The organism is Microbacterium sp. W4I20 (assembly GCF_030816505.1).
Lineage (GTDB): Bacteria > Actinomycetota > Actinomycetes > Actinomycetales > Microbacteriaceae > Microbacterium.
Genome location: NZ_JAUSYB010000001.1, coordinates 417,727 through 443,229 on the forward strand (window position 1 = coordinate 417,727; position 25,503 = coordinate 443,229).

Genomic DNA, 25,503 nt, shown 5'->3' on the forward strand with positions numbered 1-25,503 from the left:
CAGGCAGCGGGCTCAGCGCACCTGGCGTGCGGTGAACTGCATCCGCGGGTGCGCATAGAACTCCTGCGCCTCGACGAGCTGCAGCTCGCGGTCACCGGAGTCGAGGGTGGCCTTCAGCAGGTCGTAGACGCTGGACGCCGTGCGCTCGAGGGCGGTCTGCGCGCTGCCGGTCTCGACGTAGTGCGCGGTGAAGAGTGCGGCAGTGACGTCACCGGAGCCGTTGGCCTTCATCGGCAGGTGCGGGGTCTGCACGATCCAGGCCCCGTCGTCGTCGACGGCGAGCATCTCGATGGTGCCCTCCTCGCGGTCCGGCCGTTCGACGCTCGTGACGAGCACCGTGCGGGGTCCCATCGCCCGGGCGAGGTCGACCGAGGCGAGCGTCGACTCGAGGGTGTCGGGCTCGGTCTCGGTGAGGAAGCCCAGTTCGAACTGGTTCGGCGTGATGATGTCGGCCACCGGGACCACACGCTCGCGCAGCAGGATCGGGATGGCCGGAGCGACGAAGCATCCGGACTTCGCGTTGCCCATCACGGGGTCGCACGCGTACACGGCCTTCGGGTTCGCCTGCTTGACGCGCGCGACGGCGTCGATGATCACGTCGCCGATGCCCTCACCGCCCTGGTAGCCGCTGAGAACCGCGTCGACCTGGCCGAACACGCCGCGCTCCTCGATGCCGGTGATGACCTCGCGGACGTCGGCGGGATCGATGAGCGGGCCTCGCCAGGCGCCGTACCCGGTGTGGTTGGAGAAGTTCACGGTGTACACCGGCAGCACTTCGACGCCGATGCGCTGCAGCGGGAACACCGCGGCGGAGTTGCCGACGTGACCGTAGGCGACGGCCGACTGGATGGAGAGGATCTTCATTCTCCGGTCCTTTCATTCGAGGCGGACGAGAGCCCGCGGCGGGTGATCATCGTGTGATACCTCATGCGACGGCCGAGACGAGATCGGCGACGAGCGTTGCGGCGTCCTCATCGCTGAGGTCGTGCACGGTGAGGCGGAGATGATGAGACGGCTCGGCGCGGTCGTCGAGCGCGAACTCATCGCCGGTGCGGGCGAGCCAGCCCCGCCGCATCAGACGCTCGGCGACGACCCGGGCGGGGCGAGGCAGCTCCACCCAGAGACTCAGGCCATCGGATGCCGGTGCTTCGATGCCGTGATCGCGCAGACGCGCGGCGAACGCGGCGTTGCGTTCGGCGTAGTGCGCGGCCGCGGCCGCGACGTCGGCGGTGACGGATTCGTCGGTGAGCTGCGTGAGGGCAAGACGCTGCAGCAGGTGGCTCACCCACGTCGTGCCGGGGCTGAGACGCATCGCGAGCCGGTCGGCCGTCTCGTTGTCGGTGGCCGCGATCGCCAGGCACATGTCGGGCCCGAGGAACTTCGACACCGAACGCACCAGAGCGAACCGCCGGTGATCGGGGCCGATGAGCGACTCGTACGGGCGCTGCGAGAGCATCGAGAAGTGGTCGTCCTCGATGATCAGCACGTACGGATGGTCGGCGAGAACCGCGCGGAGTTCGGCGGCCCGCTCGGCGGTGAGACTCGCCCCGGTCGGGTTCTGCGCGCGCGGCGTGCAGATCACGGCCCGGATGCCGGCGTCGAGCGCCGCCCGCAGACCGTCCACTGTCATGCCCTGGTCGTCCACCGGGACCGCGACGGCGCGGTACCCGCCCAGGCGCACGGTGTGGATGCTGGCGAGGAAGCACGGGTCCTCGAGAGCGACAGCGTCGTCGCGCGTGAGTGCCTGGGCGAGAAGTCGCTCCACGGCATCGACGGAACCGCTCGTGATCGTGATGCGGAAGTCGGCGTCGAGGTCGGCGGCCACCCAGGCCCGAGCCCACGCGTCGAGGTCGCGATCGATGACCGGCTCGCCATAGAGGACGGGCCTGCTCGCGATGTTCATCAGTGCAGGGGAGGGGTCGGGGATGCGACGGGGATCGGGATTGCCGGTGCCGACGTCGCGCAGCACGGTGTCGGCCGCGTAGCCCTCCTGGGCGACCGCCTCGAAGCCGGCGACCACGGTGCCAGCCCGGCCGCGCGAGATCACGAGTCCGGCCTGTGCGAGCTGGCGATAGGCGGCGACCGCGGTGTTGCGGTTCACACCAAGGGTGGCGGCGAGCTCGCGCACCGGAGGGAGCGGGCTTCCGGGTCGGAGGACGCCGCGATCACGGAGGGCGCGCACACTGTCGGCGATGTCCGCCGCGGTGGTTCCGGTGATGTCGTCGATCATGTGTCCTCGCCTCGATTCTAGGTCGTTTCGGACAGTGCTATGTTTGGCCTAGATCAAACCAGACTTTGTGCACCCGACAGGAGATCGCCATGACCGACCAGACCACGACCGGATCCTCGCGCGTCAAGCGCGGCCTCGCCGAGATGCTCAAGGGCGGCGTCATCATGGACGTCGTCACCGCCGAGCAGGCAAAGATCGCCGAGGATGCCGGCGCCGTCGCCGTCATGGCCCTCGAGCGCGTGCCGGCCGACATCCGTGCGCAGGGCGGCGTCTCGCGGATGAGCGACCCCGACATGATCGACAGCATCATCGACACGGTCTCGATCCCGGTCATGGCCAAGGCTCGTATCGGGCACTTCGTCGAAGCTCAGATCCTCCAGGAGCTCGGTGTCGACTACATCGACGAGTCCGAGGTGCTGTCACCGGCCGACTACGTGAATCACATCGACAAGTTCGGCTTCACTGTCCCCTTCGTCTGCGGCGCCACGAACCTCGGTGAGGCGCTGCGCCGCATCAACGAGGGCGCGGCGATGATCCGCTCCAAGGGCGAGGCCGGCACCGGTGACGTGTCCGAGGCGATGAAGCACATCCGCAAGATCCGCGGCGAGATCGCTGCATTGACGGCCCTCCCGAAGGACGAGCTGTTCGTCGCGGCCAAGGAGTTGCAAGCGCCGTACGAACTCGTCGCCGAGATCGCCGAGACCGGCAAGCTTCCCGTGGTGCTGTTCGTCGCCGGGGGCGTCGCCACACCGGCGGATGCCGCCATGATGATGCAGCTCGGCGCCGACGGCGTGTTCGTCGGATCCGGCATCTTCAAGTCGGGCAACCCGGTCGAGCGCGCGAAGGCGATCGTCAAGGCGACCACGTTCTTCGATGACCCGAAGGTCGTCGCCGAGGCCTCACGCGGACTGGGCGAGGCGATGGTCGGCATCAACGTCTCCGACCTGCCCGCACCGCACCGCCTCGCCGAGCGTGGCTGGTAGTCCGAGGGTCGGCGTCCTCGCGCTGCAGGGCGATGTGCGCGAGCACGCCGCCCTGCTGGAGGAGCTGGGAGCGGAGGTCACGCTCGTCCGACGCCCGGAAGAACTCGCAGCCGTCGACGGCCTCGTGATCCCCGGCGGGGAGTCCAGCGTCATCGACAAGCTGTCGCGCATCTTCGGGATGCAGGAGCCGATCCGGGCTGCGATCGCCGGCGGGATGCCGATGCTCGGCACCTGCGCCGGACTCATCATGCTCGCCGACACGGTGGTGGATGCGATCGACGGCCAGGAGTCGTTCGGCGGCCTCGACGCGGTGGTGCGCCGCAACGCCTTCGGTCGACAGGTCGAGTCCTTCGAGGCGGAGATCCTCGTGCCCGAGCTCGGCGTTGAGCCGGTGCGAGCGGCGTTCATCCGCGGTCCGGTCGTCGAGTCTGTCGGCCCGGGCGCCGAGGTTCTCGCGGCGCTCCCCGACGGACGCGTCGTCGCCGTCGAACAGGGCGGCCTCCTGGGCTTGAGTTTTCACCCCGAGATCACGGGAGAGAAGCGTTTTCATCGACGCTTCCTCGATCGGGTGCGGACGTTCGCGAACGCGGGCTCCTAGAGCGACACCAACCGGCGGACCGCCTCGACCGTGCGTCGGATGTCGTCGGGAGTCGTCACCCAGGAGGACATCGAGCATCGGAGTGCTGCGCGTCCGCGCCACTCGGCACCGGTCACCGCCGCCGTGCCGTCGGTCAGTATCGCCGCACCGAGAGCGCGGGTGGCGGCATCCGATCCCGCAGAGAACATGACCTGCGTGTAGTCGACGTCGTTCAGGATCTCGATCTGCTCGATGGAGGCGAGCCCGCGTGCCATCGCGACGGCGTTCTCGTGCAGCCGGTCGATGAGCGCCGCGACGCCCGACCGTCCCAGGCTCCGCATCGCTGCCCACGCGGGAACGCCGCGGGCGCGTCGCGACAGCTCCGGGGTGACATCCCACGGATCCAGCCCCGAATAGATCAGATAGTCCCCTCCGGTGCGGAATGCCGCGATCGAATCGGCGGGATCCCGCACGATCGCCATCCCGCAGTCGTACGGCACGTTGAGCGTCTTGTGCGCGTCCGTGGCCCAGGAGTCCGCCTGCTCCATGCCGACGGTCAGCGAGCTCAGAGAAGCGGATGCCGCGGCCCACAACCCGAACGCCCCGTCGACGTGCACCCATGCGTCGTGCCGCTTCGCGATCGGGATGAGCGCGGCGAAGTCGTCGAAAGCCCCCGTGTGCACCTCTCCGGCCTGGAGACACACGATCACCGGTCCATCTCCGTTGGCGAGCAGACTCTCCAGAGCATCCGGGCGCATCCGGCCCTGGTCGTCGGCGTCGACCACCAGGAGTTCGGCCCGTCCGATCCCGAGGAACCGCGCGGCCCGGTCGATCGACCCGTGCCGATCCGCGCCGACGACGAAGCGGAGCGCAGGAGCCTCGCGCACCCCGTGCTCGGCGACATCCCACCCGGCCCGGCCGAGCACGGCCACCCGCGCCGTCGAGAGACACGTGAAGTTCGCGAGCTGCCCGCCCGTGACGAAGCCCACGCTGGCGGACGCGGGCAGGCCGAACAGGTCGAGCATCCACTGGCCTGCCACCCGCTCCATCGCGACGGTCGCGGGCGTGAGGGTGGACGAGCCGGAGTTCTGATCCCAGGCCGAGACGAGCCAGTCCGCGGCCAGCGCGGCGGGGTGCGTCGCACCGATGACGAAGCCGAAGAACCTGCCGCCAGGAATCGCGACGAGCCCGGGGTCTGCGTGCGCGGCGATCTCCTCGATGACCGCGACGGGGTCTATCCCGTCCTCGGACAGCGGGCCGCCGAACACGGCGAGCATGTGGTCGAGGGATGCTCGCGGCCAGACAGGTCGTTCATCGACGGAGTCCAGGAACGCGAGCGCCGCGTGGTGCGCGGCCTCGAGCGCGCGCGCTCGATCATCAGGGGGAGTGACGTCCATGGGTCAGGCCTACACCCGCGAGCCATCCCGCGCCAGACGGATATCAGGGGAGGCGTCGGTGGGAGAGCAGCCACTCGTACAACTCGGGGTTCTCGTACGACTCGGTCCAGGAATCATGGCCGATGCCCGCATATCGCGTGAACCGCACGTCAGCGCCGAGTGACCGGAGCTCGGTCGCGATCTGCTCCGTGGCGGAGATCGGCACGACATCGTCGGCGTCGCCGTGGAACGCCCAGACAGGCAGGCGATGGATCGGCGCAGCGCTCTGCAACCACAGCCCTCCGCAGATCGGCGCGATCGCGGTGAACCGATCGGGATACCGCACCGCCAGGCTCCAGGTTCCGTACCCGCCCATGCTGAGCCCGGTCACCGAAACGCGTTCCGGGTCCACGCGGTGCGCGGCGACGACCTCGTCGAGCAGCCCGGACAGCGTCGAGAGCTCGGCAACCCATTGGCTCGACGCGGCGCACTGGGGCGTCACGAGGATGAAGGGGAACTCGTGGCCGGCATCCGCCAACTTCGGCGGGCCATGCACCGCAGCCAGGTCGAGGTCGGAACCCCGTTCGCCTGCACCGTGCAGGAACAGCACGAGCGGCCAGCGTCTGCCCGGGTCGACGTCGTAGTCGTCCGGCAGGTGGATCAGGTACCGCAGGGCATCGGCCGGTGTCGACTCGTCGTCGTGCACCTCGGACGAGCGGACGGCCGGGGTCACGTGTCGGGATCTGCGCATAACTCCATCCTGCGCCACTCCCGCAGTTCGTTAGGATAGACGACGCCCTCGGTGCGAGCTCCGGGGCGGATACGACGAGCGGAGACTTATGTCCGGGCACTCCAAGTGGGCGACCACGAAGCACAAGAAGGCCATCATCGACTCCCGTCGGGCGAAGTCGTGGGCCAAGCTCATCAAGAACATCGAGGTCGCGGCCAAGCTCGGCGGCGCCGACCTGGCGGGCAACCCGACCCTGTTCGACGCGGTGCAGAAGGCGAAGAAGACCTCTGTGCCGAAGGACAACATCGACCGCGCGGTCAAGCGCGGTGCCGGCATCGGCGGCGAAGCCGTCGAGTACCTGTCGATCATGTACGAGGGCTACGGGCCCAACGGCGTCGCCCTCATGATCGAGTGTCTGACCGACAACAAGAACCGCGCCGCCGCCGAGGTGCGCACGGCGCTGACCCGCAACGGCGGGACTCTCGCCGACCCCGGAAGCGTCGCCTACAACTTCAGCCGCAAGGGGGTCATCGTCGTCGGCTCCGAGGGGACCAGCGAGGACGACGTCATGATGGCGGCGCTCGAGGCGGGTGCCGAGGAGATCGAGCCGCACGCCGAGGGGTTCGAGGTCATCACCGACGCCAGCGACCTGGTCGCCGTGCGCAGCGCGCTGCAGGAGGCGGGGATCGACTACGAGTCCGCCGACGTCGAGTTCGTCCCGAACCTCAAGGTCGAGATCGACGCCGACACCGCGCGCAAGATCTTCCGTCTCATCGACGCCCTCGAGGACAGCGAGGACGTGCAGAACGTCTTCACCAACTTCGATCTGTCGGCTGATGTGCAGGCCGAGCTCGAGAACGACGAGGGCTGAGGCGAGCCTCACGCGTGACGTCGGATCGGCGGCTTAGCCTGGGGGAGTGACCTCCTCCCTGCGCGTGCTCGGCATCGACCCCGGCCTGACCCGGTGCGGTGTCGGCGTCGTCGACGTCGATCGATCCCGCCGGGGCACGCTGGTGCACGTGGGAGTCATCCGCTCGGCACCCGACGCGGAGATCGGCGATCGTCTGGCGATCGTCGCAGCCGGCATCCGGGAAGTGATCGCGGAGTTCCGACCGGATGCGGTCGCCGTCGAGCGCGTCTTCGCACAGCAGAACACGCACACGGTGATGGGCACGGCCCAGGCGAGCGGAGTGGCGTTGCTGATGGCTGCGGAGGCGGGGCTTCCCGCAGCGACGCACACCCCGAGCGAGGTCAAGGCCGCGGTCACTGGGTACGGCTCCGCGGACAAGCGGCAGGTGCAGGCGATGATCGCGCGCATCCTGCGCCTCGACGCGCCGCCCCAGCCGGCGGATGCGGCGGACGCTCTCGCGATCGCGCTGTGTCATGCCTGGCGACGCGGGGGAGCAGTCGCGACGAAGGGCGCGCTGACCCCGGCGCAACGCGCCTGGGCGGATGCCGAGCGTGTCGCTCGAACATATCTACGAGCCGCACCGTAGGCTGAGCGGATGATCTCCTCCCTGCACGGTGTCGTCCTGCACGCCACGTCCGATCAGGTCATCATCGACGTGGGCGGCGTCGGGTTCTCCGTCGCCGTGCCGAGCGACGTCGCGCACACTGCGACGGTGGGGGAACGCCTGCTCCTACACACCAGCCTGATCGTCCGCGAGGATGCACTGTCGCTGTACGGCTTCGCGGATCGCGGTGAGCTGGAGATCTTCGGCCTGCTGATCAGCGTCACCGGAGTGGGTCCCAAGTCGGCGCTCGGCGTGCTCTCGCATCTCACGGTCGATCAGATCGCCGAGGCGGTGACCGGCGAGGACGATGGTCCGTTCCGGCGAGTGTCGGGCATCGGCCCGAAGACCGCCAAGCTCATCGTGCTGCAGCTCGCCGGCAAGGTGCACCCGGTGTCGGCTGTCGCGAAGTCCGCAGCGGGATCGGGCAACGACGTCGTCTCGCAGGTCGCCGCCGCACTCGTCGGGCTCGGCTGGTCGGAGAAGGTCGCGACCGAGGCCGCGACGCAGACCGCCGCCGACGCGACCGACGCCGAGAAGGGCTCGGTCGCTTCGCTCCTGCGCCGCACGCTCGCGATGCTGGGACCGGCACAGGGGAGCCAGACGCGTGTCTGACGCCCGCGATGCGGCAGAGCCCGCCGACGAGACCGAGCTCGCGATCGAGGGCGCGCTGCGCCCCACCAGCCTCGGCGAGTTCGTCGGGCAGCAGAAGGTGCGCGGCCAGCTGCAGCTGCTGCTCGACGCGGCGCGCATCCAGAGCCGACCGGCCGACCACATCCTTTTGGCAGGGCCTCCGGGACTCGGCAAGACCACGCTGGCGATGATCGTCGCGCACGAGAGCGAGCGGCCCCTGCGGCTGTCGAGCGGTCCGGCGATCCAGCACGCCGGCGATCTCGCGGCGCTGCTCTCCAGCCTGGTGCCCGGCGAGGTCCTGTTCATCGACGAGATCCACCGCATGGCGCGCTCCGCGGAGGAGATGCTCTACCTCGCGATGGAGGACTACCGCATCGACATCATGGTCGGCAAGGGCGCCGGCGCCACCAGCATCCCGCTCGAGCTCGCGCCGTTCACGCTGGTCGGCGCGACGACGAGGTCGGGTCTGCTGCCGAATCCGCTGCGCGACCGCTTCGGCTTCACCGGCCATCTCGAGTTCTACGAGGAGCACGAGCTGGAGCAGGTCATCTCCCGATCCGCTCTGGTGCTCGGGGTCGACCTTCCGCACGACTCGCTCGCCGAGATCGCCCGACGCTCGCGCGGCACGCCCCGCATCGCGAACCGGCTCCTGAGACGCGTGCGCGACTACGCCCTCGTGCACGGCGGTGGGCGGACGGCGACCATCGAGGGCGTACGTGCGGCCCTCGAGCTCTACGACGTCGACGCGATCGGCCTGGATCGTCTCGACCGGGCCGTGCTGGAGGCGCTCGTCCGACGGTTCCGCGGCGGGCCGGTGGGGCTCAGCACTCTCGCCGTCGCGGTCGGCGAGGAGGGCGAGACCGTCGAGAGCGTGGTGGAGCCGTATCTGGTCCGCATCGGCTTCCTCGGGCGCACTCCGCGCGGCCGGATCGCGATGCCGGAGGCGTACGCGCATCTCGGCGTGCCGCACCCGGACGGGACGCTTCGCCTTGATGACCTATAATCGCTGAAGACTTCCCGGATATCTCTGTGCGCCCAAAGGCTGGTGCGTGCACCTGCGAAAGGCGCTTCCCCCATGCCCATGGAATTCCTCCTCTTCGGTCTTCTCGCCGTCCTCCTGATCTTCATGATCTTCAACACGCGCAAGCGCACGAAGCAGATGAAGGCCGAGCAGGAGGAGAAGGCGACCAAGACCGTCCCCGGCGTCAAGGTGCTCCTGCAGGGCGGCATCTTCGGCACGATCGTGGCCTACGACCCTGAGGACCTGGACTCCCCGGCGCTCGTCGAGATCGCCCCCGGAACCATCATCGAGGTCCACAGCCAGGCCATCCTGCGCATCGTCGAGCCCAAGGACGTCGTCGTCGAGGACGAGGTCGACCCGCTCGACGCTCCGGTCGCCGACGAGTCCGCCGCTCCGGCCATCGAGACCACCGAAGAGACGCGTCTGCGCCTCGAGCGGGACGCAGACGACAAGTAAGACCGCGGCCTGCTCCGCTCCTCGCTCTTCCGGCATCCCAGAAAGCTGAACACACGTGGCTTCATCCTCTCCGGTCCGTCACGCCTGGCGGGTCCTTCTCGGCCTGCTCCTCGTGACGGGCGTGCTCTTCGGCATCAACTCGCTGGGCGTGTACGTCTTCAAGGTCGGGGAGGGGAAGCCGGCGAGCTCGTGGTCCCCTGAGCTCGCTCTCGACCTACAGGGCGGCACGCAGATCGTCCTGAGCGCCGAGACGGAGGACGGCGCCGCGCCCACCTCGGAGCAGCTCGACCAGGCCGCCGCCATCATCCGGCAGCGCGTCGACGCCTCGGGTGTGGCCGAGGCCGACATCACCACCGAGGGTGGACAGAACATCGTCGTCCAGATCCCCGGTGTCGCGGATCAGCAGACCCGCGATCGCATCCAGTCCAGCGCGCAGCTCGAGTTCCGGCCGGTCCTGTTCACGACGGCCGCCAGCACGGAGTTCGTCGGCGACGACGGCAACTCCACCCCCTTCCCCTCGCCGGACCCGTCGCTGAACGCGACGCCGACGGCCGAGCCGACCGACGCCAGCGATCCGTCCTGGGTGACCGACAAGCTCTTCGCCGAGTTCCAGGCCTACGACTGCGCCGACCCGGCGAACGACCCGTCGCGCGAGCCGCAGGACCAGCCGGTCATCGCGTGCGACGAGACGGGCGCCGCCAAGTTCCTGCTCGGTCCGACCGAGCTCACCGGTACCGCGATCTCCGACGCGACGGCCGGTCGCGACCCGAAGTCGGGCGCCTGGCTCGTGCAGCTCACCATGAACGGTGAGGGCGGCGACGCCTTCGGCAAGGTCAGCACGCGCCTGAACCAGAACCGCATCGACGGACTGTCGCCGCGCGACCAGTTCGCGTTCGTGCTCGACGGCCGCGTGGTCAGCGCACCGCGGATGAACGGCGTCATTCTCGACGGCCGCCCCAGCATCTCGGGCAGCTTCACGCAGGAGAGCGCGACCACTCTCGCCGACCAGCTCAAGTTCGGGGCGCTCCCGCTCAGCTTCGTCGTGCAGAGCTCCGACACCGTCTCCGCGACCCTCGGGACGCAGCAGCTCCAGATCGGTCTGATCGCAGGACTCATCGGTCTCGCGCTCGTGGCAATCTACTCGCTCATCGTCTACCGCGCCCTGGGCTCGGTGATCATCGCGTCGATCGCGGTCATGGCGGTGCTGACGTATGTCATCATCTGCATCCTGGCGTGGCGCCTCGGCTTCCGCCTCTCGCTCGCCGGTGTCGCGGGTCTGATCGTGTCGATCGGCTTCACGGCCGACTCGTTCATCGTCTACTTCGAGCGAATACGAGATGAGCTCCGCGACGGCAAGTCCATCACCTCCGCTGTGGAAGACGGCTGGGGCCGCGCGAAGCGCACGATCTACATCTCGAAGTCGATCAACATCCTGGCGGCCGTGGTGCTGTACATCCTCGCCGATGCGACGGTGAAGGGCTTCGCGTTCACGCTGGGGCTCACGACCCTGATCGACGTGTTCATCTTCGTGATCTTCACGCACCCCGTGATGCAGCTGCTCGCCCGGACGAAGTTCTTCGGCGGCGGTCACAAGCTCTCGGGGCTCGATCCGGAGGCGCTCGGCGCCGTGTACCGGAGCCGGTCGCAGTTCCGCGAGGTCGCCAGCACGAGCACCGGCCGCGGAGCGAAGAACGCCCGCGCCCGCGGTGAGGCCGACCGTCGGCAGACGATCGCCGAACGCAAACGCGCGGAAGCTCTCGCAGGAGAGAGACCGGGTAAATCCGACAGTTCTACCAGTGGATCCAGGGAGGGAGACGCCTGATGCCCTCCATGAATGAGTTCGGCAACAACCTCTACTCGGGCAAGACGTCCTTCCCGTTCGTCGGCAGGCGTCGCCTGTGGTTCATCATCGCGATCGCGCTCGTCGTCGGTTCCGCGCTGGTGCCGTTCATCCGGCCGATCCAGTTCTCGATCGAGTTCACCGGCGGCTCGCAGTTCACCGTCCAGGCCCCCGACAGTGTCGATCAGGACACGGCCAAGGACGCCGTGCAGTCCGTCGTCGCGGGTGCTGCGACCAAGGTCGTCGTCGTCAACAAGGTCGACATCCGGGTGCAGACCGACCAGATGAGCTCGGAGCAGACCCAGCAGGTCTCCGATGCCCTGGCCGACGCCTACAAGGTCGACGCCGAGGCGGTCACGTCGTCGTTCATCGGACCGGCCTGGGGTGAGAACGTCACCAAGCAGTCGCTCTGGGGTCTGGCGATCTTCCTCGCCCTGACCTTCCTGATCCTGGCCATCTACTTCCGCACCTGGAAGATGTCGGCCGCGGCGATCATCGGTCTGCTCGACGTGCTCGTCATCACGGTCGGCGTCTACGCGCTGGCCGGGTTCGAGATCTCGCCGGCCGCCGTGATCGGCTTCCTGACGATCCTCGCCTACTCGCTGTATGACACCACCGTCGTGTTCGACAAGATCCGCGAGAACACGACCGAAGACGGTGAGAAGTCTGCCCGGCTGTTCGGCGAATCGGTCAACCTGGCCGTGAACCAGACGCTGGTGCGCTCGATCAACACCTCGGTCGTCGCGGCGCTCCCGGTGGGTGCGGTCCTCTTCATCGGATCGTTCTGGCTCGGCGCCGAATCGCTCACCGACATCTCGCTGTCGATCTTCGTCGGCATCCTCGTCGCGACGTATTCGACGCTGTTCGTCGCAGCCCCGCTGTACTCGCTCTTCCGTGAGAACGAGCCCCAGCTGAAGGAGCGCGACGCCCGTATCCGCGAAGCCCGCAGCAAGGCGGCCGTCGACGCCTGATCGTTCCCTCACCGCGGGAGCTCGTCCCGCACAGTACGCGTAGGATGAGAAGGTTCGAGAGGTGAGTGGATGGCGGAGCCGCAGACGACGTCGCAGGGATCCAGTCTGCGACGACTGGTGCCCCGCATCTTCTCCCGCGCGTCCCGGATCAACGACCTCGACAACCTGATCCGCACGGTCCGCGCCAACCATCCGCGCGGCGACTTCCCGGTGATCGAGCGGGCCTACGCGGTCGCGAAGGAAAAGCACGAGGGTCAGAAGCGACAGAGCGGCGAGCCGTACATCACGCACCCGCTCGCGGTCGCGCAGATCCTCGCCGAACTCGGTCTCGGACCCCGCGCGATCGCCGCGGCGCTCCTGCACGACACGGTCGAGGACACCGGATACGCGCTGACCGACCTGACGGCGGAGTTCGGCGACGAGGTCGCGATGCTCGTCGACGGCGTCACCAAGCTCGACAAGGTCAAGTACGGCGAGAGCGCGCAGGCCGAGACCGTCCGCAAGATGATCGTCGCGATGTCGAAGGACATCCGGGTGCTGCTCATCAAGCTCGCCGACCGGCTGCACAACGCGCGCACCTGGGGTTTCGTCCCGCCGGAGAAGGCGGCGAAGAAGGCCAAGGAGACGCTGGAGATCTACGCTCCGCTGGCGAACCGCCTCGGAATCCAGGCGATCAAGTCGGAGCTGGAAGACCTCTCGTTCGCGGTGCTCCACCCGAAGATCTACAACGAGATCCACAGCCTCATCACCCAGCGCACGCCGCAGCGCGAGAAGTACCTCGCCCAGGTCGTCGAGGAGATCGACGAGGACCTCCGCGATCTGCGCATTCGCGGGAAGGTCGTCGGTCGCCCGAAGCAGCTCTACTCGGTGTACCAGAAGATGGTGGTGCGCGGCCGCGAGTTCGACGACATCTACGACCTGATCGGCATCCGCGTGCTGGTGGCGTCGGTGCGCGACTGCTACGCCGTGCTGGGTGCGATCCACGCCCGCTGGACGCCGCTGCCCGGCCGGTTCAAGGACTACATCGCCACCCCCAAGTTCAACCTGTACCAGTCGCTGCACACCACCGTGATCGGTCCGGCGGGTCGCACGGTCGAGATCCAGATCCGCACGCACGAGATGCACCACCAGGCGGAGTACGGTGTCGCCGCGCACTGGATGTACAAGGAGCGGATGAACGGCGGCGGCAAGACCGAGGTCCGCGCCTCCGACACCGACATGGCCTGGCTCGCGCACATCTCCGACTGGCAGGCGGAGACGGCCGACCCCGGCGAGTTCCTCGACTCCCTGCGGTTCGAGATCGGTGCGAAGGAGGTCTACGTCTTCACGCCGAAGGGCCGCGTCATAGGCCTCCCGGCCGGGGCGACGCCGGTCGACTTCGCCTACGCCGTGCACACCGAGATCGGGCACCGCACGATGGGCGCCAAGGTCAACGGACGCCTCGTGCCGCTGGAGTCCGAGATCAAGAGCGGCGACGTGGTCGAGGTGTTCACCTCGAAGAACCCGGATGCCGGCCCGAGCCAGGACTGGCTCGGGTTCGTGGCCAGCACGCGTGCCCGGAACAAGATCCGCGGATGGTTCACGAAGGAGCGTCGCGAAGAGGCGATCGAGCAGGGCAAGGAGGCCATCGCGCGAGCGATGCGTCGCCAGAACCTGCCGCTGCAGAAGCTGATGAGCCAGGACTCGTTCGCCGAGGTCGCGCACCAGCTGCACTACGAGGACGTCTCGGCCCTGTACGCCGCCGTGGGCGAGGGACACGTTTCGACGCAGTCGGTGCTCGAGAAGGTCACGGCGCTCGTCGCCGCGAGCGACCCGGCGACCGGAACCATCGAGCTGCCGGGCAGCGTGCCCACCCGCGAACCCCGCACCGGTGATTCGGGCGTGCTCGTGCGCGGTGCCGCCGACATCCTGGTCAAGCTCGCCAAGTGCTGCACCCCCGTACCCGGTGACCCGATCGTCGGCTTCGTGACCCGCGGCAGCGGCGTGTCCGTGCACCGCGCGGACTGCGTCAACGTGAAGGCGCTCAGCGCCGAGCAGGACCGCTTCGTCGACGTCTCCTGGGCGCCGACGACCAAGAGCGTGTTCCGGGTGCAGATCCAGGTCGAGGCACTCGACCGCTCCGGTCTGCTCTCCGACGTGACGCGGGTGCTCAGCGAGCACCACGTCAACATCCTGTCGGCGACCGTCACGACCAACGACGAGCGGCTGGCGCTCAGCCGCTTCGTCTTCGAGATGGGCGACGCCGTCCACCTCGATCGCGTGCTGAACGCGGTGCGGCGCATCGACGCGGTCTACGACGTCTACCGCGTCACCTCGTCCTGACGGCTAGCCGTTCCAGCGCCGCAGTGCCGACGCGGCTCCCCGGCACGCGTCGCATGCCGCCGAGCCGGGTGGCCGCCTCCGACGGGAGCTGCGGATCGAGGTCGGCGAGCAGGTTCATCCACGGCAGCATTCGAGGATCGCGGTGCAGGCCCGTGGCGAGATCGAGCATCGTGCGGACCGGGGTCGACACGGGGATGCCGCCGATCAGCTGCAGATCCGATGCGGCGAGCAGGGTGTCGTGGAAGACGAGGCGGGCGCTGGTGTGGGGGCGGAGCCGGCGGTCGACCGCTCGTTTCACGTGATGCACGGCTGGGGGAGCATCACCGGCGCCGTGAATCCAGGCGGCCGTCGGACCGGAGGCCGCCGTCCCCGGGCGGACGAGGGCGGCCAGTGCACTCGCACGGACGTCCGGCCCCTCGACCAGATCGGCGGGGACGTAGGCATCGCCCACCTCGACGACGTGCCCGTCGATGCGGGCGGCGCTCAGCTCCGCGATGCTGAACCGCGCGCCGGGCAGATACAGGAACGCGGGGTGCATCACGCCAGTGTGGCGCAGTGCACCCCGCGTTCGAGGTGTTGAGAGCGAGCTGTGGAGAACCCGGTCAGCTGCCGAGGGCGTTCAGCCAGGTACGACGTGCCTCGAGGGCCTCGGTCGCTTCCTTGGCCGCCTTCTTGTCGCCGGCCTTCTCCGCGGCGGCGAGCTCGGACTCGAGCTTCTCGATGGCCTCGAGCAGCTGCGAGCTCATGTCGTTCGCGCGAGCCTTCGTCTCGGGGTTGTTCTTCTTCCAGTCGACTTCCTCGCGGGCCTTGAGCGCCTGCTCGATCACGCGCAGGCGATCGTCAAGGGCGCGCTCCTTCTCGCGCGGGAATACCCGTCCGAGCTCGTCCCACTGCTGCTGGATGCGCGTGAGCAGAGCGCGAGCACGCTTGATGTTCGACTCGTCCGCGACGGCCTTCGCCTCTTCGAGAAGGGCTTCGCGCGCCTCGATCTTCGGTGCGGACTCGGCCTCCTCCGCGGCGGACTGCTCGGCGCGGGCGGCGTACAGAGCGTCGCCGGCGGCCTTGAACTTCGCCCACAGCGCGTCGTCGGCCTTGCGGCCTGCACGGCCGGCGGCCTTCCACTCGTCGAGCAGGGTGCGGTAGGCGGGGATGCCGTCGGTACCGCGCGGGGCGAGAGCTTCGGCGCGCTCGACCAGGCGGGACTTCGCGTCACGAGCGGACTTGTGCACGTCATCGAGCTCGGAGTAGAAGGCGCGGCGCTGCTTGTCGACGATCGCGCGGGCGTCGCGGAACCGCTTCCAGAGCTGCTGGGAGATGCCCTTCGACAGGCGAGGACCGTTCTGCTGCTGGGCCTGCCAGGTGTCGAACAGCTCGCCGAGCTCAGCCGTAACCTGCTTCCACTGGACCTTGCTGAGATCGCGGGCGGCGATGGCCTCGGCGCGCTCGACGAGTGCGGTGCGCTCGGCGATCGCCTTGTCGACGAGCTCCTTGGCCTGCTGCGCCTCCTGCTCGGTCGCCTCCGACAGTGAGGCGGTGAGGGTGTTCAGACGGTCGCGGAGCCCGGCGAGATCACCGACGGCGGCGGCATCCGTCGCCTCGGCGATGAGGTGGGCGGCCTGCTTGGCGAGGTCACTCGCCGAGGCGCCGCCGGCCTGCTGACGCTGCTCGAGGGCGTGCACCTTGAAGGCGATGTCGTCGAACTTGCGCACGAAGTAGGCGAGGGCCTCGTCGGGGGTTCCGTCGGGGTACTGGCCGACGACGCGCCAGGCATCGCCCTCGCGAACCTCGACGGTGCCGTCCTCCGACACTCGACCCCACTCCGCGGAGGAGTCGGAGGATGCCGGCGCCGGGGTCACCGGCGCCACGGCGGCCGGATTCGGCACCTTTCGGGGCAGGGGCTTGGCGGGGGGTGCGGGAACGGGCGGAGTCGGCTTCGACGGCTCGGTGGCAGACACGTGATTCTCCTTGCGCGGTCGGGCCGCGGGAGGCGGAAAGGACGAGGCTCAGCCTAGTACGCCGCGGCACTCGTGATGAGGCCGCCGAGTTCTCACATCGCCGTTACCGTTCTGTGAGCAGATCGTTCGACGGACGAAACACAGTCCTGCACATCCGGGAAACACCGCGCTCCTATCGTCGCCAGCACGACAGTCCCCCGGTCGACAGGAGCCCCATGTACGACACCTCATCCACGCCGCACGAGATCCTGGTCGTCGGAGCGGGGATGGTGGCGCATCGGTTCGTGGAGAGTCTGCTCAGTCGCGCGGATGCCGAGGTACGCGTGACTGTGATCGGCGACGAGGGCCGCGGTCCCTACGACCGCGTCGGACTGACGAGCTTCTTCGCCGGCGCGTCGCCCGACGACCTGGAACTCGACCGCACGGTGTTCGCCGATGCGCGCGTGCGACTGATCTCCGACGACCGGGTGCTGCGCATCGACCGTGCCGGGCGTGCGGTGCGGACCCGTTCACGGCGCACCTACGGCTACGACACCCTCGTGCTCGCGACGGGTTCGTTTGCGGCGAGGGTCGCCGTCGATGGCGCGGATCTACCCGGATGCTTCGTGTACCGCACGCTCGATGACGTCGCGGCGCTGCGGGAGTTCGTGTCTGCGCGCTCGGCGGCGCTCGGACGTCCGCTGCGCGGCGCGGTGATCGGCGGCGGGCTGCTGGGCCTCGAAGCGGCGGGGGCGCTGCAGGGGATGGAGGTCGACACCACTGTCGTGCAGTACTCGGACAGGCTGATGTCGGCGCAGCTCGATCAGGCCGGAGGCGGGATGCTGAAGCGCCTGCTCGAGGCGCGCGGCATCACCGTGCGCACGCAGGCCCGGACCACCCGGCTCGACCCGGACGAGTCGGGAGCGGTGACCGCCCTCGAGTTCCAGGACGGCTCCTTCCAGCGTGCCGATGTCGTGGTGTTCACCGTCGGCGTGCGCCCGCGCGACGAGCTCGCGCGCAATGCGGATCTGGACGTGCACCCGCGCGGCGGCGTGCTCATCGACGAACGGTGCTCCACGTCAGACCCGGACATCCTCGCGATCGGCGAGGTCGCGAACTTCGACGACCGCTGTGTCGGGCTGGTCGCACCCGGCTATGCCATGGCCGAGGTCGCGGCGACCCGTCTGCTCGGGGGTGAAGCGAGCTTCCCGGGCTACGACGAGTCCGCCAAGCTGAAGCTGTCCGGCGTCGACGTCGCGAGCTTCGGCGACGCTCTGGCCCGCACGCCCGATGCGCTCGACGTGGTCTATGCCGACCCGGTCGCGGGTGTCTACAAGAAGCTCGTGCTCTCCGACGACGCGCAGACGCTGCTCGGCGGCATCCTGATCGGCGACGCGAGCGCGTACGGCGCGCTCCGGCCGATGGTGGGTGCAAGGCTCGGCGCCGATCCTGCCGCGTATCTGCTTCCGGAGGGCGGTGTCGAGGCGCCCGGGGGAGAGCTGCCTGATGCGGCCGTCGTGTGCTCGTGCTCGAACGTGTCGGCCGGTCGGATCCGTCAGGCCGTGCACGACGAGGGCTGCCGGGACGCCGCCGCCGTCAAGGGCTGCACGAAGGCCGGCGCGACCTGCGGCTCCTGTGTGCTGATGGTCAAGAAGGTCGTCGGTCAGGAGCTCACGAAGCTCGGCCAGACCGTGTCGAACGCGCTGTGCGAGCACTTCGACATGTCGCGCAGGCAGCTCTTCGACGCCGTGCGCGTCGCGGAGCTGTCGACTTTCAGCTCGATCGTCGAGCGCTTCGGACGCGGACGCGGCTGCGACATCTGCAAGCCGGCGATCGCCAGCATCCTGTCGAGCCTGGTGGGCGCGCACGTCCTCGACGGTGAGAACGCCGCGCTGCAGGACACCAACGACCACGTGATGGCGAACATGCAGAAGGACGGCACCTATTCGGTGGTGCCGCGGATGCCGGGCGGCGAGGTGACGCCGGACGGACTACTGGCCATCGGGCAGATCGCGAAGGACTTCGCGCTGTACACGAAGATCACCGGCGGGCAGCGGATCGACATGTTCGGCGCCCGGCTCGAGCAGCTGCCGCTGATCTGGGAGCGACTCGTCGACGCCGGCTTCGAGTCGGGCCATGCCTATGGCAAGTCCCTGCGGACCGTGAAGTCGTGCGTGGGCTCGACCTGGTGCCGCTTCGGCGTGCTCGACGCGGTGGGCATGGCGGTGCAGCTCGAGCTGCGCTACCGGGGGCTGCGGGCCCCGCACAAGCTGAAACTCGGCGTCTCGGGGTGTGCCCGCGAGTGCGCGGAGGCCCGCGGGAAGGATGTCGGCGTGATCGCGACGGAGACGGGCTGGAACATGTACGTCGGCGGCAACGGCGGCTTCACCCCGCGGCATGCGCAGCTCTTCGCGTCGAATCTGGACGACGAGGGGCTGATCCGGGCGATCGACCGCTTCTTCATGTATTACATCCGCACGGCCGACCGTCTGCAGCGCACGGCTCCCTGGTGCGAGGAGATCGAGGGCGGCCTCGACGGGTTGCGCGGGGTGATCTTCGACGACACCCTCGGCATCTGCGATGACCTTGACGCCGCCATGGCGCAGCACGTGGAACGGTACGAGGACGAGTGGGCCGCGACCCTGCGGGATCCGCAGAAGCTCGAGCGTTTCCGGTCCTTCGTCAACGCGGCGGACACTCCGGATCCCTCGCTCGCGTACGTCGCCGAGCGGGGACAGATCCGACCGGCCACCCCCGAGGAGCGGCGCTCCGGCGGAGTGCTCATCGCCGGCACGGCGCTGGAGGTGCGGCGATGAGCGGGGCGGTCGCGGAGACGACGCTGGTGCGCGTGTGCGCGGTCACCGACCTCGAGGTCGAGCGCGGTCGGGCCGCGCTCCTCGATGGCGGGCAGGCGGCGCTCTTCCTGCTCGCGGACGGACACGTGCATGCGGTGTCGAACCTCGACCCCTACAGCGGCGCGAACGTCATCTCCCGCGGCATCGTCGGGACCAGGGGCGACTCGCCGACCGTCGCTTCGCCCCTGCACAAGCAGGTCTTCGACCTGCGGACCGGTATCTGCCTGGAGACGCAGGGCAAGCCGGATGCCGCGCTGCGGGTGTGGCCGGTGCACGTGATCGACGGCGACGTCCTCCTCGACGTCGCCGAACCCGCGTCATCACCGGCCGCACTCTCGACGGAGGCGGGCGCATGAGGGCGCTGCTCCGGCGACTGCGCGCTCCGGGCACCACGTTCCGTTCGTCGGCGACGCGGGTCGGACGGGTCGACCTGATCGGAGGCGGTCCGGGGCCCGCGGACCTGATGACCCTGCGCGCTCATCGCCTGCTGGCCGAGGCCGACGTCGTCGTGGCCGATCGGCTCGGACCGGCCGATGAGGTCCGGGCTCAACTGCGGTCCGGCGTGCTGGTGATCGACGTCGGCAAGCGCCCTGGCCATCACCCTGTTCCGCAGGCGCAGATCAATGCGCTGCTCGTCGATCATGCGCGCGCGGGGAAGCGGGTCGTGCGTCTGAAGGGCGGTGATCCGTTCGTCCTGGGGCGCGGCGGCGAAGAAGTGCTCGCCTGCGAGGCTGCGGGCGTGCCGGTCAGCGTGACGCCGGGCGTCAGCTCCGCGATCTCCGTGCCGCAGGCGGCCGGGATCCCCGTGACGCACCGGGGCGTCGCCTCGGCGCTCCACGTCGTGAACGGCCAGGGTCCCTTCACCGACAGCGCTCTCTCCTCCTTGGCCGATGCGTCCGTCACGACGGTCGTGCTGATGGGGGTCGCCGCGCTGCCGCGGCTCGTCGGCTCCGCTCTGCGGCACGGTGTGCCTGCCGACCGCCCGGTGGCGATCGTGGAGAACGGGCACACGCCGCAGCAGCGGACGATCCGCAGCACCCTCGGTGCGGTACTGGCGGACGCGACAGAGGCGGCCGTGGTCAATCCGGCCGTGATCGTGATCGGCGACGTCGCACGGGCCGGGCTCCTGCTCCCGTCGCCCTCGTCCTTCGCGGAGAGCACTGCGTGAGTTCCCCGACCGTTCTCGAATCCGCTCTCGCCGGCTGCACGATCATCGTGGCAGCCGATCGTCGTTCGCTCGACCTCGCCACCGCACTCGAGAGACGCGGCGCACAGGTGCAGCGCGCACCCGCATTGAGCATCGTCGCCAATGCGGATGACGCGGAGCTGATGCGTCGTACGGAGGAACTGATCGCCTCGCCGCCCGACATCGTCGTCGTGACCACGGGCGTCGGGTTCCGCGGCTGGATGGACGCGGCGCACGAGCACGGGCTCGACGAGGGCATCGCCGATGCTCTGCGAGGAGCCCACTTCGTCGCGCGAGGTCCGAAGGCTCACGGGGCCATCCAGCAGGCCGGGTTCACGGCCGACTGGGTGGCCGAGTCGGAGACGTCGACGGAGGTCGGCGAGTACCTCTTGGCCTCCGGCATCGCGGGAAAACGCATCGTCGTGCAGCATCACGGAGCGGGATCGGACGGACTCGACGAGCTCCTCGCCGGCGCTGGCGCCGACGTGCTGAGCGTGACGGTGTACCGCTGGGGTCCACCGTCGGATCCCGAGGTCGTGCGTCGTTCCGCCCTGCACGCCGGTTCCGGTGAGGCCGATGCGGTGCTGTTCACCTCCGCTCCGGGCGCAGCATCCTGGCTCGCCGTCGCCGAGCAGGCCGAGGCGCTCGACGACATCCGCCGCCGCGCGGTCACGGGCAGGCTGCTGCTCGCCGCCGTCGGGCCGATCACGGCCGGGCCGCTCCTGGCGGCGGACCTGCCGACGACGATCGCGGACCGGGGTCGCCTGGGTTCGCTCGCCCGGTGTGTGATCGCGCATTTCGGCGGCGGCCGCGCGCCGTCACTGCTGACGGATGCCGGCATCGTCGAAGTCCGCAGCGGTGGTGTGCTCATCGACAGCCGCTTCGTCCCGCTGTCGCGCACCTCCGCCGGACTCATCGAGGCGCTGTTCGTCGCGGGCGGACGGGTGCTGTCCCGCGCCGAGATCGGCCGTCTGCTGCCGGGCGGCGAACGCAACGGTCACGCGGTCGAGGTGGCAGTGGCGAGGCTCCGCGAAGCGCTCTGCGGTGTGGACCTCGTCCAGACCGTCGTGAAGCGCGGTTACCGCCTCGCGGTCACCGAGTACTGACGCGGAAATGCCCGGCGAGCGAACTCGCCGGGCATCCGCTTTCTTCCGGTGGGGTCAGCCGACGTTCACCGGCTCGGCCGCACGGTCGGCGAGGACGACGGATGCCGGAGCCTGCGCTGCGGCCGCCGGGGCGGTCTTGGTGCGCGGCACGCGGACCTTGCGCGTCGCCGTCTTGCCGTAGGTGATGTACAGCGGCAGGGCGACGAACAGGAGGCCACCGACGAGGTTGCCGACGACGGTCGGGATCTCGTTCCAGATCAGGTAGTCCATGATCGTGAAGTCGGCGCCGAGGAGGAGGCCGGACGGGAACAGGAACATGTTCACGATCGAGTGCTCGAAGCCCATGTAGAAGAACAGCATGATGGGCAGCCACATCGCGACGATCTTGCCGACGACGTTGTCCGAGATCATCGCGAGGACGACGCCCGTGGAGACCATCCAGTTGCAGAGGACGCCGCGGATGAACAGGGTGAGCATCCCGCCCACGCCGTGCTCGGCGTACCCGACGGTGCGACCGTGACCGATCTCGCCGATGGCGTGCCCGACGGCGCTGGGCTCGGTGCTGAACCCGTAGGTGAAGTAGATCGCCATCAGGACCGCGACAAGGAACGCGCCGCCGAAGTTGCCGAGGAACACCAGGCCCCAGTTGCGGAACATGCCGCCGAGGGTGGCCCCGGGACGTCGGTCCAGCACGGCGAGCGGCGCCAGCGTGAAGACGCCGGTGAGCAGGTCGTAGCCGAGCAGGTAGAGGATGACGAAGCCGACCGGGAAGAGGATCGCGCCGAGGAGCGGCTGCCCGGTGTTGGTGGAGACGGTCACCGCGAAGGCCGCGGCGATCGTGAGCAGGGCTGCCCCCATGAAGGAGCGGATCAGAGTGTCGCGGGTGGACATCTGGATCTTGTAGGCACCGGCATCGACCATGCGGGTGACGAGTTCGGCGGGCTTGACGTAGGACACGGGCGACCTCCAGGTGGGGGACTCGGGGAGCATGATGCTCGCTGTGCCCAGAGTCGTCCACGGGAGTTTCGGTCAGTCGTGCGCGGCGTTACAGCTGTGGTGCGAAGCGCTCACATCGCGACCGCACGCGTGTGAGGGGAGCGATCACTCGGCCGGGGTGTCCGATGGGATCGGCGCCGGAGTGGTCCCCGGTGTCGTGCCGGGGGTGGGCGCAGGCGTCTCCGCGGGCGGCGTCGTCGGCTCGACCGTCGGGGTCGGCGTGGGCGTCGGTTCCGGGGCGGTGACCTGGGCGTGCACGACCTGGCTGCCGATCGCCGCGATGACGATGAGGGCTCCGACGATCGCCGCGACCGCGTTGTCCCGCACCCGCCGCCGGATCTGACTCTGGTGCCAGATCGTCCGTGCGGTGTGCAGACGAGTGCGCTCGGCCTGAGCGCGCTCCTGCCGTGTGCTCCTGGAACCGCGTGCGGCCATGCCCTGGGTCTCCCGTTCCGTGCTGCTGCGCTCATCTGCGCTCGATGTCGCCTGAGAGCCTACCGGGGTGGACGGGGTGCGCTGAGCGTTGCGTCAGTGTCGTGGCCCCGCCAGTAGCCTGGAGGGATGACGTCTCCTGCCGCGCTGCTCTCCGGGCAGACGCCCCTCGCCGTGCGCATGCGCCCGGTGTCTCTCGACGAGGTCGCTGGTCAACGTCATCTGCTGCGCGCCGGATCTCCGATCGTGGCGCTGGCCGATCCGGATGCGACCTCGCCCGGCGCCGTGTCCATCATCCTGTGGGGTCCGCCGGGCACCGGCAAGACCACCCTCGCGCAGGCGATCGCGCGGTCGTCCGGCCGGCGCTTCGTCGAACTGTCGGCCATCACGGCCGGTGTCAAAGACGTGCGCGAGGTGATGCAGGAGGCCATCACCCAGCGCGACCTCTACGGGCAGACGACGATCCTGTTCCTCGATGAGATCCACCGCTTCACCAAGGCGCAGCAGGACGCCCTGCTCCCCGGAGTCGAGAACGGCTGGGTGATCCTGATCGCCGCGACGACCGAGAACCCATCGTTCTCGGTGATCTCGCCGCTGCTGTCCCGGTCCCTGCTGCTGACGCTGCAGCCGCTCACCGACGATGACATCGGGCTCCTCATCGATCGTGCGGTCGACGACGCGCGAGGACTCAACGGCACGGTGACACTGAGCGCGGAGGCCCGGTCGGCGCTGATCCGTCTCGCATCCGGTGATGCCCGGCGCGCCCTCACCGGACTCGAGGCCGGCGCGGCCGTCGCACTCTCGCATGCGTCGGGCGGGAGCGCGAAGGCCAAGGGCAAGAAGAAGACCGACGACGCCGCCCCTGTGCCCGAGGTGTCAGCCGACGACGTCGCGCAGGCCGTCGACAAGGCGCTGCTGCGCTACGACCGCCAGGGTGACGAGCACTACGACGTGATCAGCGCGTTCATCAAGTCGATCAGAGGATCCGACCCGGATGCTGCCCTGCATTACTTGGCGCGCATGATCGAGGCGGGGGAGGACCCCCGTTTCATCGCGCGACGCCTGGTGATCTCGGCATCCGAAGACGTCGGCCTCGCCGACCCTCAGGGACTCGTGATCGCGGTGGCCGCCGCCGACGCCGTGGCCTTCATCGGCATGCCCGAGGGACGGATCCCGCTGGCGGAGGCGACCGTGTACCTCGCCACCACCGCCAAGTCGAACGCCGCCTATGTCGGGATCGATGCCGCGATCGCCGACATCCGGGGCGGGGGGTTCGGCCGTGTGCCCCTGCATCTCCGCGACGCGCACTATCCGGGGGCCAAGCGTCTCGGCCACGGAAAGGGGTATGTCTACTCGCACGACAGCGAGTACGGCGTCGTGCCGCAGCAGTATCTTCCCGACGAGCTCGACGGCAGGCGCTACTACGAGCCGAAGGCGCTCGGTGCCGAGCGCGACATCGCCGCCCGCCTCGAGCGGATCCGCCGAATTCTCGGAGATCGTTGAGCGGTACCGCGATCTGTTAGACTTGATCGGCTCGAAACCGTGTTTTCGGGCATCTCCTCGTTCACACCCCACCTTGCTGGCGCCCCGGCGTGCGCTCCCAGGCAGAACGCGGACGATACGTCCGTGAGTCGTGAAAGACGCGACCACGTCATCGGAAGGACAGCTTCGTGACCACGAAGTCCCAGGACCGCCGCAAGGTGCGCCTCAGCCGCGCACTCGGCATCCCGCTCACCCCGAAGGCCGCCCGCTACCTCGAGAAGCGTCCCTACGCTCCGGGTGAGCACGGCCGCACCAAGCGCAAGGCAGACAGCGACTACGCCGTCCGTCTGCGTGAGAAGCAGCGTCTTCGCGAGCAGTACGGCATCCGCGAGAAGCAGATGCGAAACACCTTCAACGAGGCTCGTCGTCAGGACGGCCTGACCGGTGAGAACCTGGTCGAGCTGCTCGAGATGCGTCTCGACGCGCTCGTCGTGCGTTCGGGCTTCGCCCGCACCACCGCGCAGGCTCGCCAGCTCGTCGTGCACCGTCACATCCTCGTCGACGGCCAGCTCGTCGACCGCCCGTCGTTCCGCGTGAAGCCGGGTCAGCTCATCCACGTCAAGGCCAAGAGCGAGGGCACCGAGCCCTTCCAGGTCGCAGCAGCCGGCGGTCACGCCGAGGTCCTGCCTCCCGTTCCCGGCTACCTCGAGGTCGAGCTCGACAAGCTCCAGGCTCGTCTGCTCCGTCGTCCGAAGCGCGCCGAGGTCCCCGTGACCTGCGAAGTGCAGCTCGTCGTCGAGTACTACGCGGCTCGCTGAGTCTCGCGCATCACGCGCAATCACGCAGGAGGCGTCGGGGCAAC

The 25,503-nt window shown here is 69.1% G+C and carries 24 protein-coding genes; 16 read left to right on the top strand and 8 right to left on the bottom strand.

Annotated features, from left to right (window positions below):
* Positions 1 to 12: 12 nt before the first annotated feature.
* Together pdxY and QFZ21_RS02045 are read right to left on the bottom strand one after the other, a co-directional pair.
* The gene (gene pdxY / locus QFZ21_RS02040) at positions 13 to 864 is read right to left on the bottom strand and encodes a pyridoxal kinase PdxY (protein WP_307373913.1); all 852 of its coding nucleotides are present in this window, start codon (positions 862 to 864) and stop codon (positions 13 to 15) included.
* A 61-nt stretch (positions 865 to 925) separates the two neighbouring features.
* A complete protein-coding gene (locus QFZ21_RS02045; RefSeq protein WP_307373914.1) occupies positions 926 to 2,230 on the bottom strand; it encodes an aminotransferase class I/II-fold pyridoxal phosphate-dependent enzyme in 1,305 nt (434 codons plus the stop codon).
* An 89-nt stretch (positions 2,231 to 2,319) separates the two neighbouring features.
* On the opposite strand from QFZ21_RS02045, the gene pdxS reads away from it, so the two are divergent.
* Together pdxS and pdxT are read left to right on the top strand one after the other, a co-directional pair.
* Positions 2,320 to 3,213 (top strand): pyridoxal 5'-phosphate synthase lyase subunit PdxS, encoded by an 894-nt coding sequence (pdxS, locus tag QFZ21_RS02050; RefSeq protein ID WP_307373916.1) that lies wholly within the window; start codon positions 2,320 to 2,322, stop codon positions 3,211 to 3,213.
* Positions 3,203 to 3,811 (top strand): pyridoxal 5'-phosphate synthase glutaminase subunit PdxT, encoded by a 609-nt coding sequence (pdxT, locus tag QFZ21_RS02055; RefSeq protein ID WP_307373918.1) that lies wholly within the window; start codon positions 3,203 to 3,205, stop codon positions 3,809 to 3,811. The genes pdxS and pdxT overlap by 11 nt, the downstream gene beginning before the upstream one ends.
* On the opposite strand, the gene QFZ21_RS02060 is transcribed toward pdxT, so the two are convergent.
* Both QFZ21_RS02060 and QFZ21_RS02065 read right to left on the bottom strand, forming a co-directional pair.
* Complete coding sequence (locus QFZ21_RS02060) at positions 3,808 to 5,187, bottom strand: aminotransferase class V-fold PLP-dependent enzyme (RefSeq protein ID WP_307373920.1); 1,380 nt, start codon at positions 5,185 to 5,187, stop codon at positions 3,808 to 3,810. The two genes, pdxT and QFZ21_RS02060, sit on opposite strands and share 4 nt — an antisense overlap.
* A gap of 43 nt (positions 5,188 to 5,230) precedes the next feature.
* A complete protein-coding gene (locus QFZ21_RS02065) occupies positions 5,231 to 5,917 on the bottom strand; it encodes an alpha/beta hydrolase-fold protein (RefSeq protein WP_307373921.1) in 687 nt (228 codons plus the stop codon).
* Between the two features lie 88 nt (positions 5,918 to 6,005).
* Between QFZ21_RS02065 and QFZ21_RS02070 the strand changes: the two genes are divergently transcribed.
* The 8 genes from QFZ21_RS02070 (at position 6,006) to QFZ21_RS02105 (ending at position 14,650) form a co-directional block, all read left to right on the top strand.
* Positions 6,006 to 6,767, top strand: a complete 762-nt coding sequence (locus QFZ21_RS02070) for a YebC/PmpR family DNA-binding transcriptional regulator (RefSeq protein ID WP_307373923.1) — start codon at positions 6,006 to 6,008, stop codon at positions 6,765 to 6,767.
* 46 nt (positions 6,768 to 6,813) lie between these two features.
* On the top strand, positions 6,814 to 7,392 hold the full coding sequence (gene ruvC, locus QFZ21_RS02075; protein WP_307373925.1) for a crossover junction endodeoxyribonuclease RuvC: 579 nt from the start codon (positions 6,814 to 6,816) through the stop codon (positions 7,390 to 7,392).
* 9 nt (positions 7,393 to 7,401) lie between these two features.
* On the top strand, positions 7,402 to 8,022 hold the full coding sequence (ruvA, locus tag QFZ21_RS02080; RefSeq protein ID WP_307373927.1) for a Holliday junction branch migration protein RuvA: 621 nt from the start codon (positions 7,402 to 7,404) through the stop codon (positions 8,020 to 8,022).
* Positions 8,015 to 9,043: a Holliday junction branch migration DNA helicase RuvB gene (gene ruvB / locus QFZ21_RS02085; protein ID WP_307373929.1), complete on the top strand. Its 1,029-nt coding sequence runs from the start codon at positions 8,015 to 8,017 to the stop codon at positions 9,041 to 9,043. The genes ruvA and ruvB overlap by 8 nt, the downstream gene beginning before the upstream one ends.
* A 78-nt stretch (positions 9,044 to 9,121) precedes the next feature.
* A complete protein-coding gene (gene yajC / locus QFZ21_RS02090; RefSeq protein WP_373426034.1) occupies positions 9,122 to 9,517 on the top strand; it encodes a preprotein translocase subunit YajC in 396 nt (131 codons plus the stop codon).
* A gap of 55 nt (positions 9,518 to 9,572) precedes the next feature.
* A complete protein-coding gene (gene secD, locus QFZ21_RS02095; protein ID WP_307373933.1) occupies positions 9,573 to 11,339 on the top strand; it encodes a protein translocase subunit SecD in 1,767 nt (588 codons plus the stop codon).
* Positions 11,339 to 12,328 carry a protein translocase subunit SecF gene (secF, locus tag QFZ21_RS02100; RefSeq protein ID WP_307373935.1) on the top strand — a complete coding sequence of 330 codons (990 nt, stop codon included), beginning with the start codon at positions 11,339 to 11,341 and terminating at the stop codon, positions 12,326 to 12,328. Before secD ends, secF begins: the two co-directional genes overlap by 1 nt.
* 69 nt (positions 12,329 to 12,397) lie before the next feature.
* On the top strand, positions 12,398 to 14,650 hold the full coding sequence (locus QFZ21_RS02105) for a bifunctional (p)ppGpp synthetase/guanosine-3',5'-bis(diphosphate) 3'-pyrophosphohydrolase (protein WP_307373937.1): 2,253 nt from the start codon (positions 12,398 to 12,400) through the stop codon (positions 14,648 to 14,650).
* Here QFZ21_RS02105 and QFZ21_RS02110 read toward each other — a convergent pair.
* Positions 14,637 to 15,188 (bottom strand): type IV toxin-antitoxin system AbiEi family antitoxin, encoded by a 552-nt coding sequence (locus tag QFZ21_RS02110; protein WP_307373939.1) that lies wholly within the window; start codon positions 15,186 to 15,188, stop codon positions 14,637 to 14,639. The genes QFZ21_RS02105 and QFZ21_RS02110 overlap by 14 nt on opposite strands.
* Positions 15,189 to 15,252: 64 nt before the next feature.
* Positions 15,253 to 16,605, bottom strand: a complete 1,353-nt coding sequence (locus QFZ21_RS02115) for a DUF349 domain-containing protein (protein ID WP_307373941.1) — start codon at positions 16,603 to 16,605, stop codon at positions 15,253 to 15,255.
* A gap of 215 nt (positions 16,606 to 16,820) precedes the next feature.
* On the opposite strand from QFZ21_RS02115, the gene nirB reads away from it, so the two are divergent.
* From nirB to QFZ21_RS02135, 4 genes are read left to right on the top strand one after another with little or no spacing between them, the layout of a single operon-like run.
* Complete coding sequence (gene nirB, locus QFZ21_RS02120; RefSeq protein WP_307373943.1) at positions 16,821 to 19,400, top strand: nitrite reductase large subunit NirB; 2,580 nt, start codon at positions 16,821 to 16,823, stop codon at positions 19,398 to 19,400.
* Positions 19,397 to 19,795 (top strand): nitrite reductase small subunit NirD, encoded by a 399-nt coding sequence (nirD, locus tag QFZ21_RS02125; RefSeq protein WP_307373945.1) that lies wholly within the window; start codon positions 19,397 to 19,399, stop codon positions 19,793 to 19,795. Before nirB ends, nirD begins: the two co-directional genes overlap by 4 nt.
* Positions 19,792 to 20,607, top strand: coding sequence for a uroporphyrinogen-III C-methyltransferase (gene cobA, locus QFZ21_RS02130; protein ID WP_307373947.1), 816 nt, complete (start codon positions 19,792 to 19,794; stop codon positions 20,605 to 20,607). Before nirD ends, cobA begins: the two co-directional genes overlap by 4 nt.
* Complete coding sequence (locus QFZ21_RS02135) at positions 20,604 to 21,731, top strand: uroporphyrinogen-III synthase (protein ID WP_307373949.1); 1,128 nt, start codon at positions 20,604 to 20,606, stop codon at positions 21,729 to 21,731. Before cobA ends, QFZ21_RS02135 begins: the two co-directional genes overlap by 4 nt.
* A 54-nt stretch (positions 21,732 to 21,785) precedes the next feature.
* Here QFZ21_RS02135 and QFZ21_RS02140 read toward each other — a convergent pair whose 3' ends face one another.
* Positions 21,786 to 22,688, bottom strand: a complete 903-nt coding sequence (locus QFZ21_RS02140) for a formate/nitrite transporter family protein (RefSeq protein ID WP_307373952.1) — start codon at positions 22,686 to 22,688, stop codon at positions 21,786 to 21,788.
* A gap of 144 nt (positions 22,689 to 22,832) precedes the next feature.
* Positions 22,833 to 23,162, bottom strand: a complete 330-nt coding sequence (locus QFZ21_RS02145; RefSeq protein WP_307373954.1) for a hypothetical protein — start codon at positions 23,160 to 23,162, stop codon at positions 22,833 to 22,835.
* A 126-nt stretch (positions 23,163 to 23,288) separates the two neighbouring features.
* Between QFZ21_RS02145 and QFZ21_RS02150 the strand changes: the two genes are divergently transcribed.
* Positions 23,289 to 24,662, top strand: coding sequence for a replication-associated recombination protein A (locus QFZ21_RS02150; RefSeq protein ID WP_307373956.1), 1,374 nt, complete (start codon positions 23,289 to 23,291; stop codon positions 24,660 to 24,662).
* A gap of 167 nt (positions 24,663 to 24,829) precedes the next feature.
* Positions 24,830 to 25,459, top strand: a complete 630-nt coding sequence (gene rpsD / locus QFZ21_RS02155) for a 30S ribosomal protein S4 (RefSeq protein WP_045280244.1) — start codon at positions 24,830 to 24,832, stop codon at positions 25,457 to 25,459.
* Positions 25,460 to 25,503: the final 44 nt, after the last annotated feature.

Coding starts and splice junctions, on each gene's coding strand:
- pdxY (WP_307373913.1), bottom strand. CDS start 864: ATGAAGATCCTCTCCATCCAGTCGGCCGTCGCCTACGGTCACGTCGGC.
- QFZ21_RS02045 (WP_307373914.1), bottom strand. CDS start 2,230: ATGATCGACGACATCACCGGAACCACCGCGGCGGACATCGCCGACAGT.
- pdxS (WP_307373916.1), top strand. CDS start 2,320: ATGACCGACCAGACCACGACCGGATCCTCGCGCGTCAAGCGCGGCCTC.
- QFZ21_RS02060 (WP_307373920.1), bottom strand. CDS start 5,187: ATGGACGTCACTCCCCCTGATGATCGAGCGCGCGCGCTCGAGGCCGCG.
- QFZ21_RS02065 (WP_307373921.1), bottom strand. CDS start 5,917: ATGCGCAGATCCCGACACGTGACCCCGGCCGTCCGCTCGTCCGAGGTG.
- QFZ21_RS02070 (WP_307373923.1), top strand. CDS start 6,006: ATGTCCGGGCACTCCAAGTGGGCGACCACGAAGCACAAGAAGGCCATC.
- ruvA (WP_307373927.1), top strand. CDS start 7,402: ATGATCTCCTCCCTGCACGGTGTCGTCCTGCACGCCACGTCCGATCAG.
- yajC (WP_373426034.1), top strand. CDS start 9,122: ATGGAATTCCTCCTCTTCGGTCTTCTCGCCGTCCTCCTGATCTTCATG.
- secF (WP_307373935.1), top strand. CDS start 11,339: ATGCCCTCCATGAATGAGTTCGGCAACAACCTCTACTCGGGCAAGACG.
- QFZ21_RS02105 (WP_307373937.1), top strand. CDS start 12,398: ATGGCGGAGCCGCAGACGACGTCGCAGGGATCCAGTCTGCGACGACTG.
- QFZ21_RS02110 (WP_307373939.1), bottom strand. CDS start 15,188: ATGCACCCCGCGTTCCTGTATCTGCCCGGCGCGCGGTTCAGCATCGCG.
- nirB (WP_307373943.1), top strand. CDS start 16,821: ATGTACGACACCTCATCCACGCCGCACGAGATCCTGGTCGTCGGAGCG.
- nirD (WP_307373945.1), top strand. CDS start 19,397: ATGAGCGGGGCGGTCGCGGAGACGACGCTGGTGCGCGTGTGCGCGGTC.
- cobA (WP_307373947.1), top strand. CDS start 19,792: ATGAGGGCGCTGCTCCGGCGACTGCGCGCTCCGGGCACCACGTTCCGT.
- QFZ21_RS02145 (WP_307373954.1), bottom strand. CDS start 23,162: ATGGCCGCACGCGGTTCCAGGAGCACACGGCAGGAGCGCGCTCAGGCC.
- QFZ21_RS02150 (WP_307373956.1), top strand. CDS start 23,289: ATGACGTCTCCTGCCGCGCTGCTCTCCGGGCAGACGCCCCTCGCCGTG.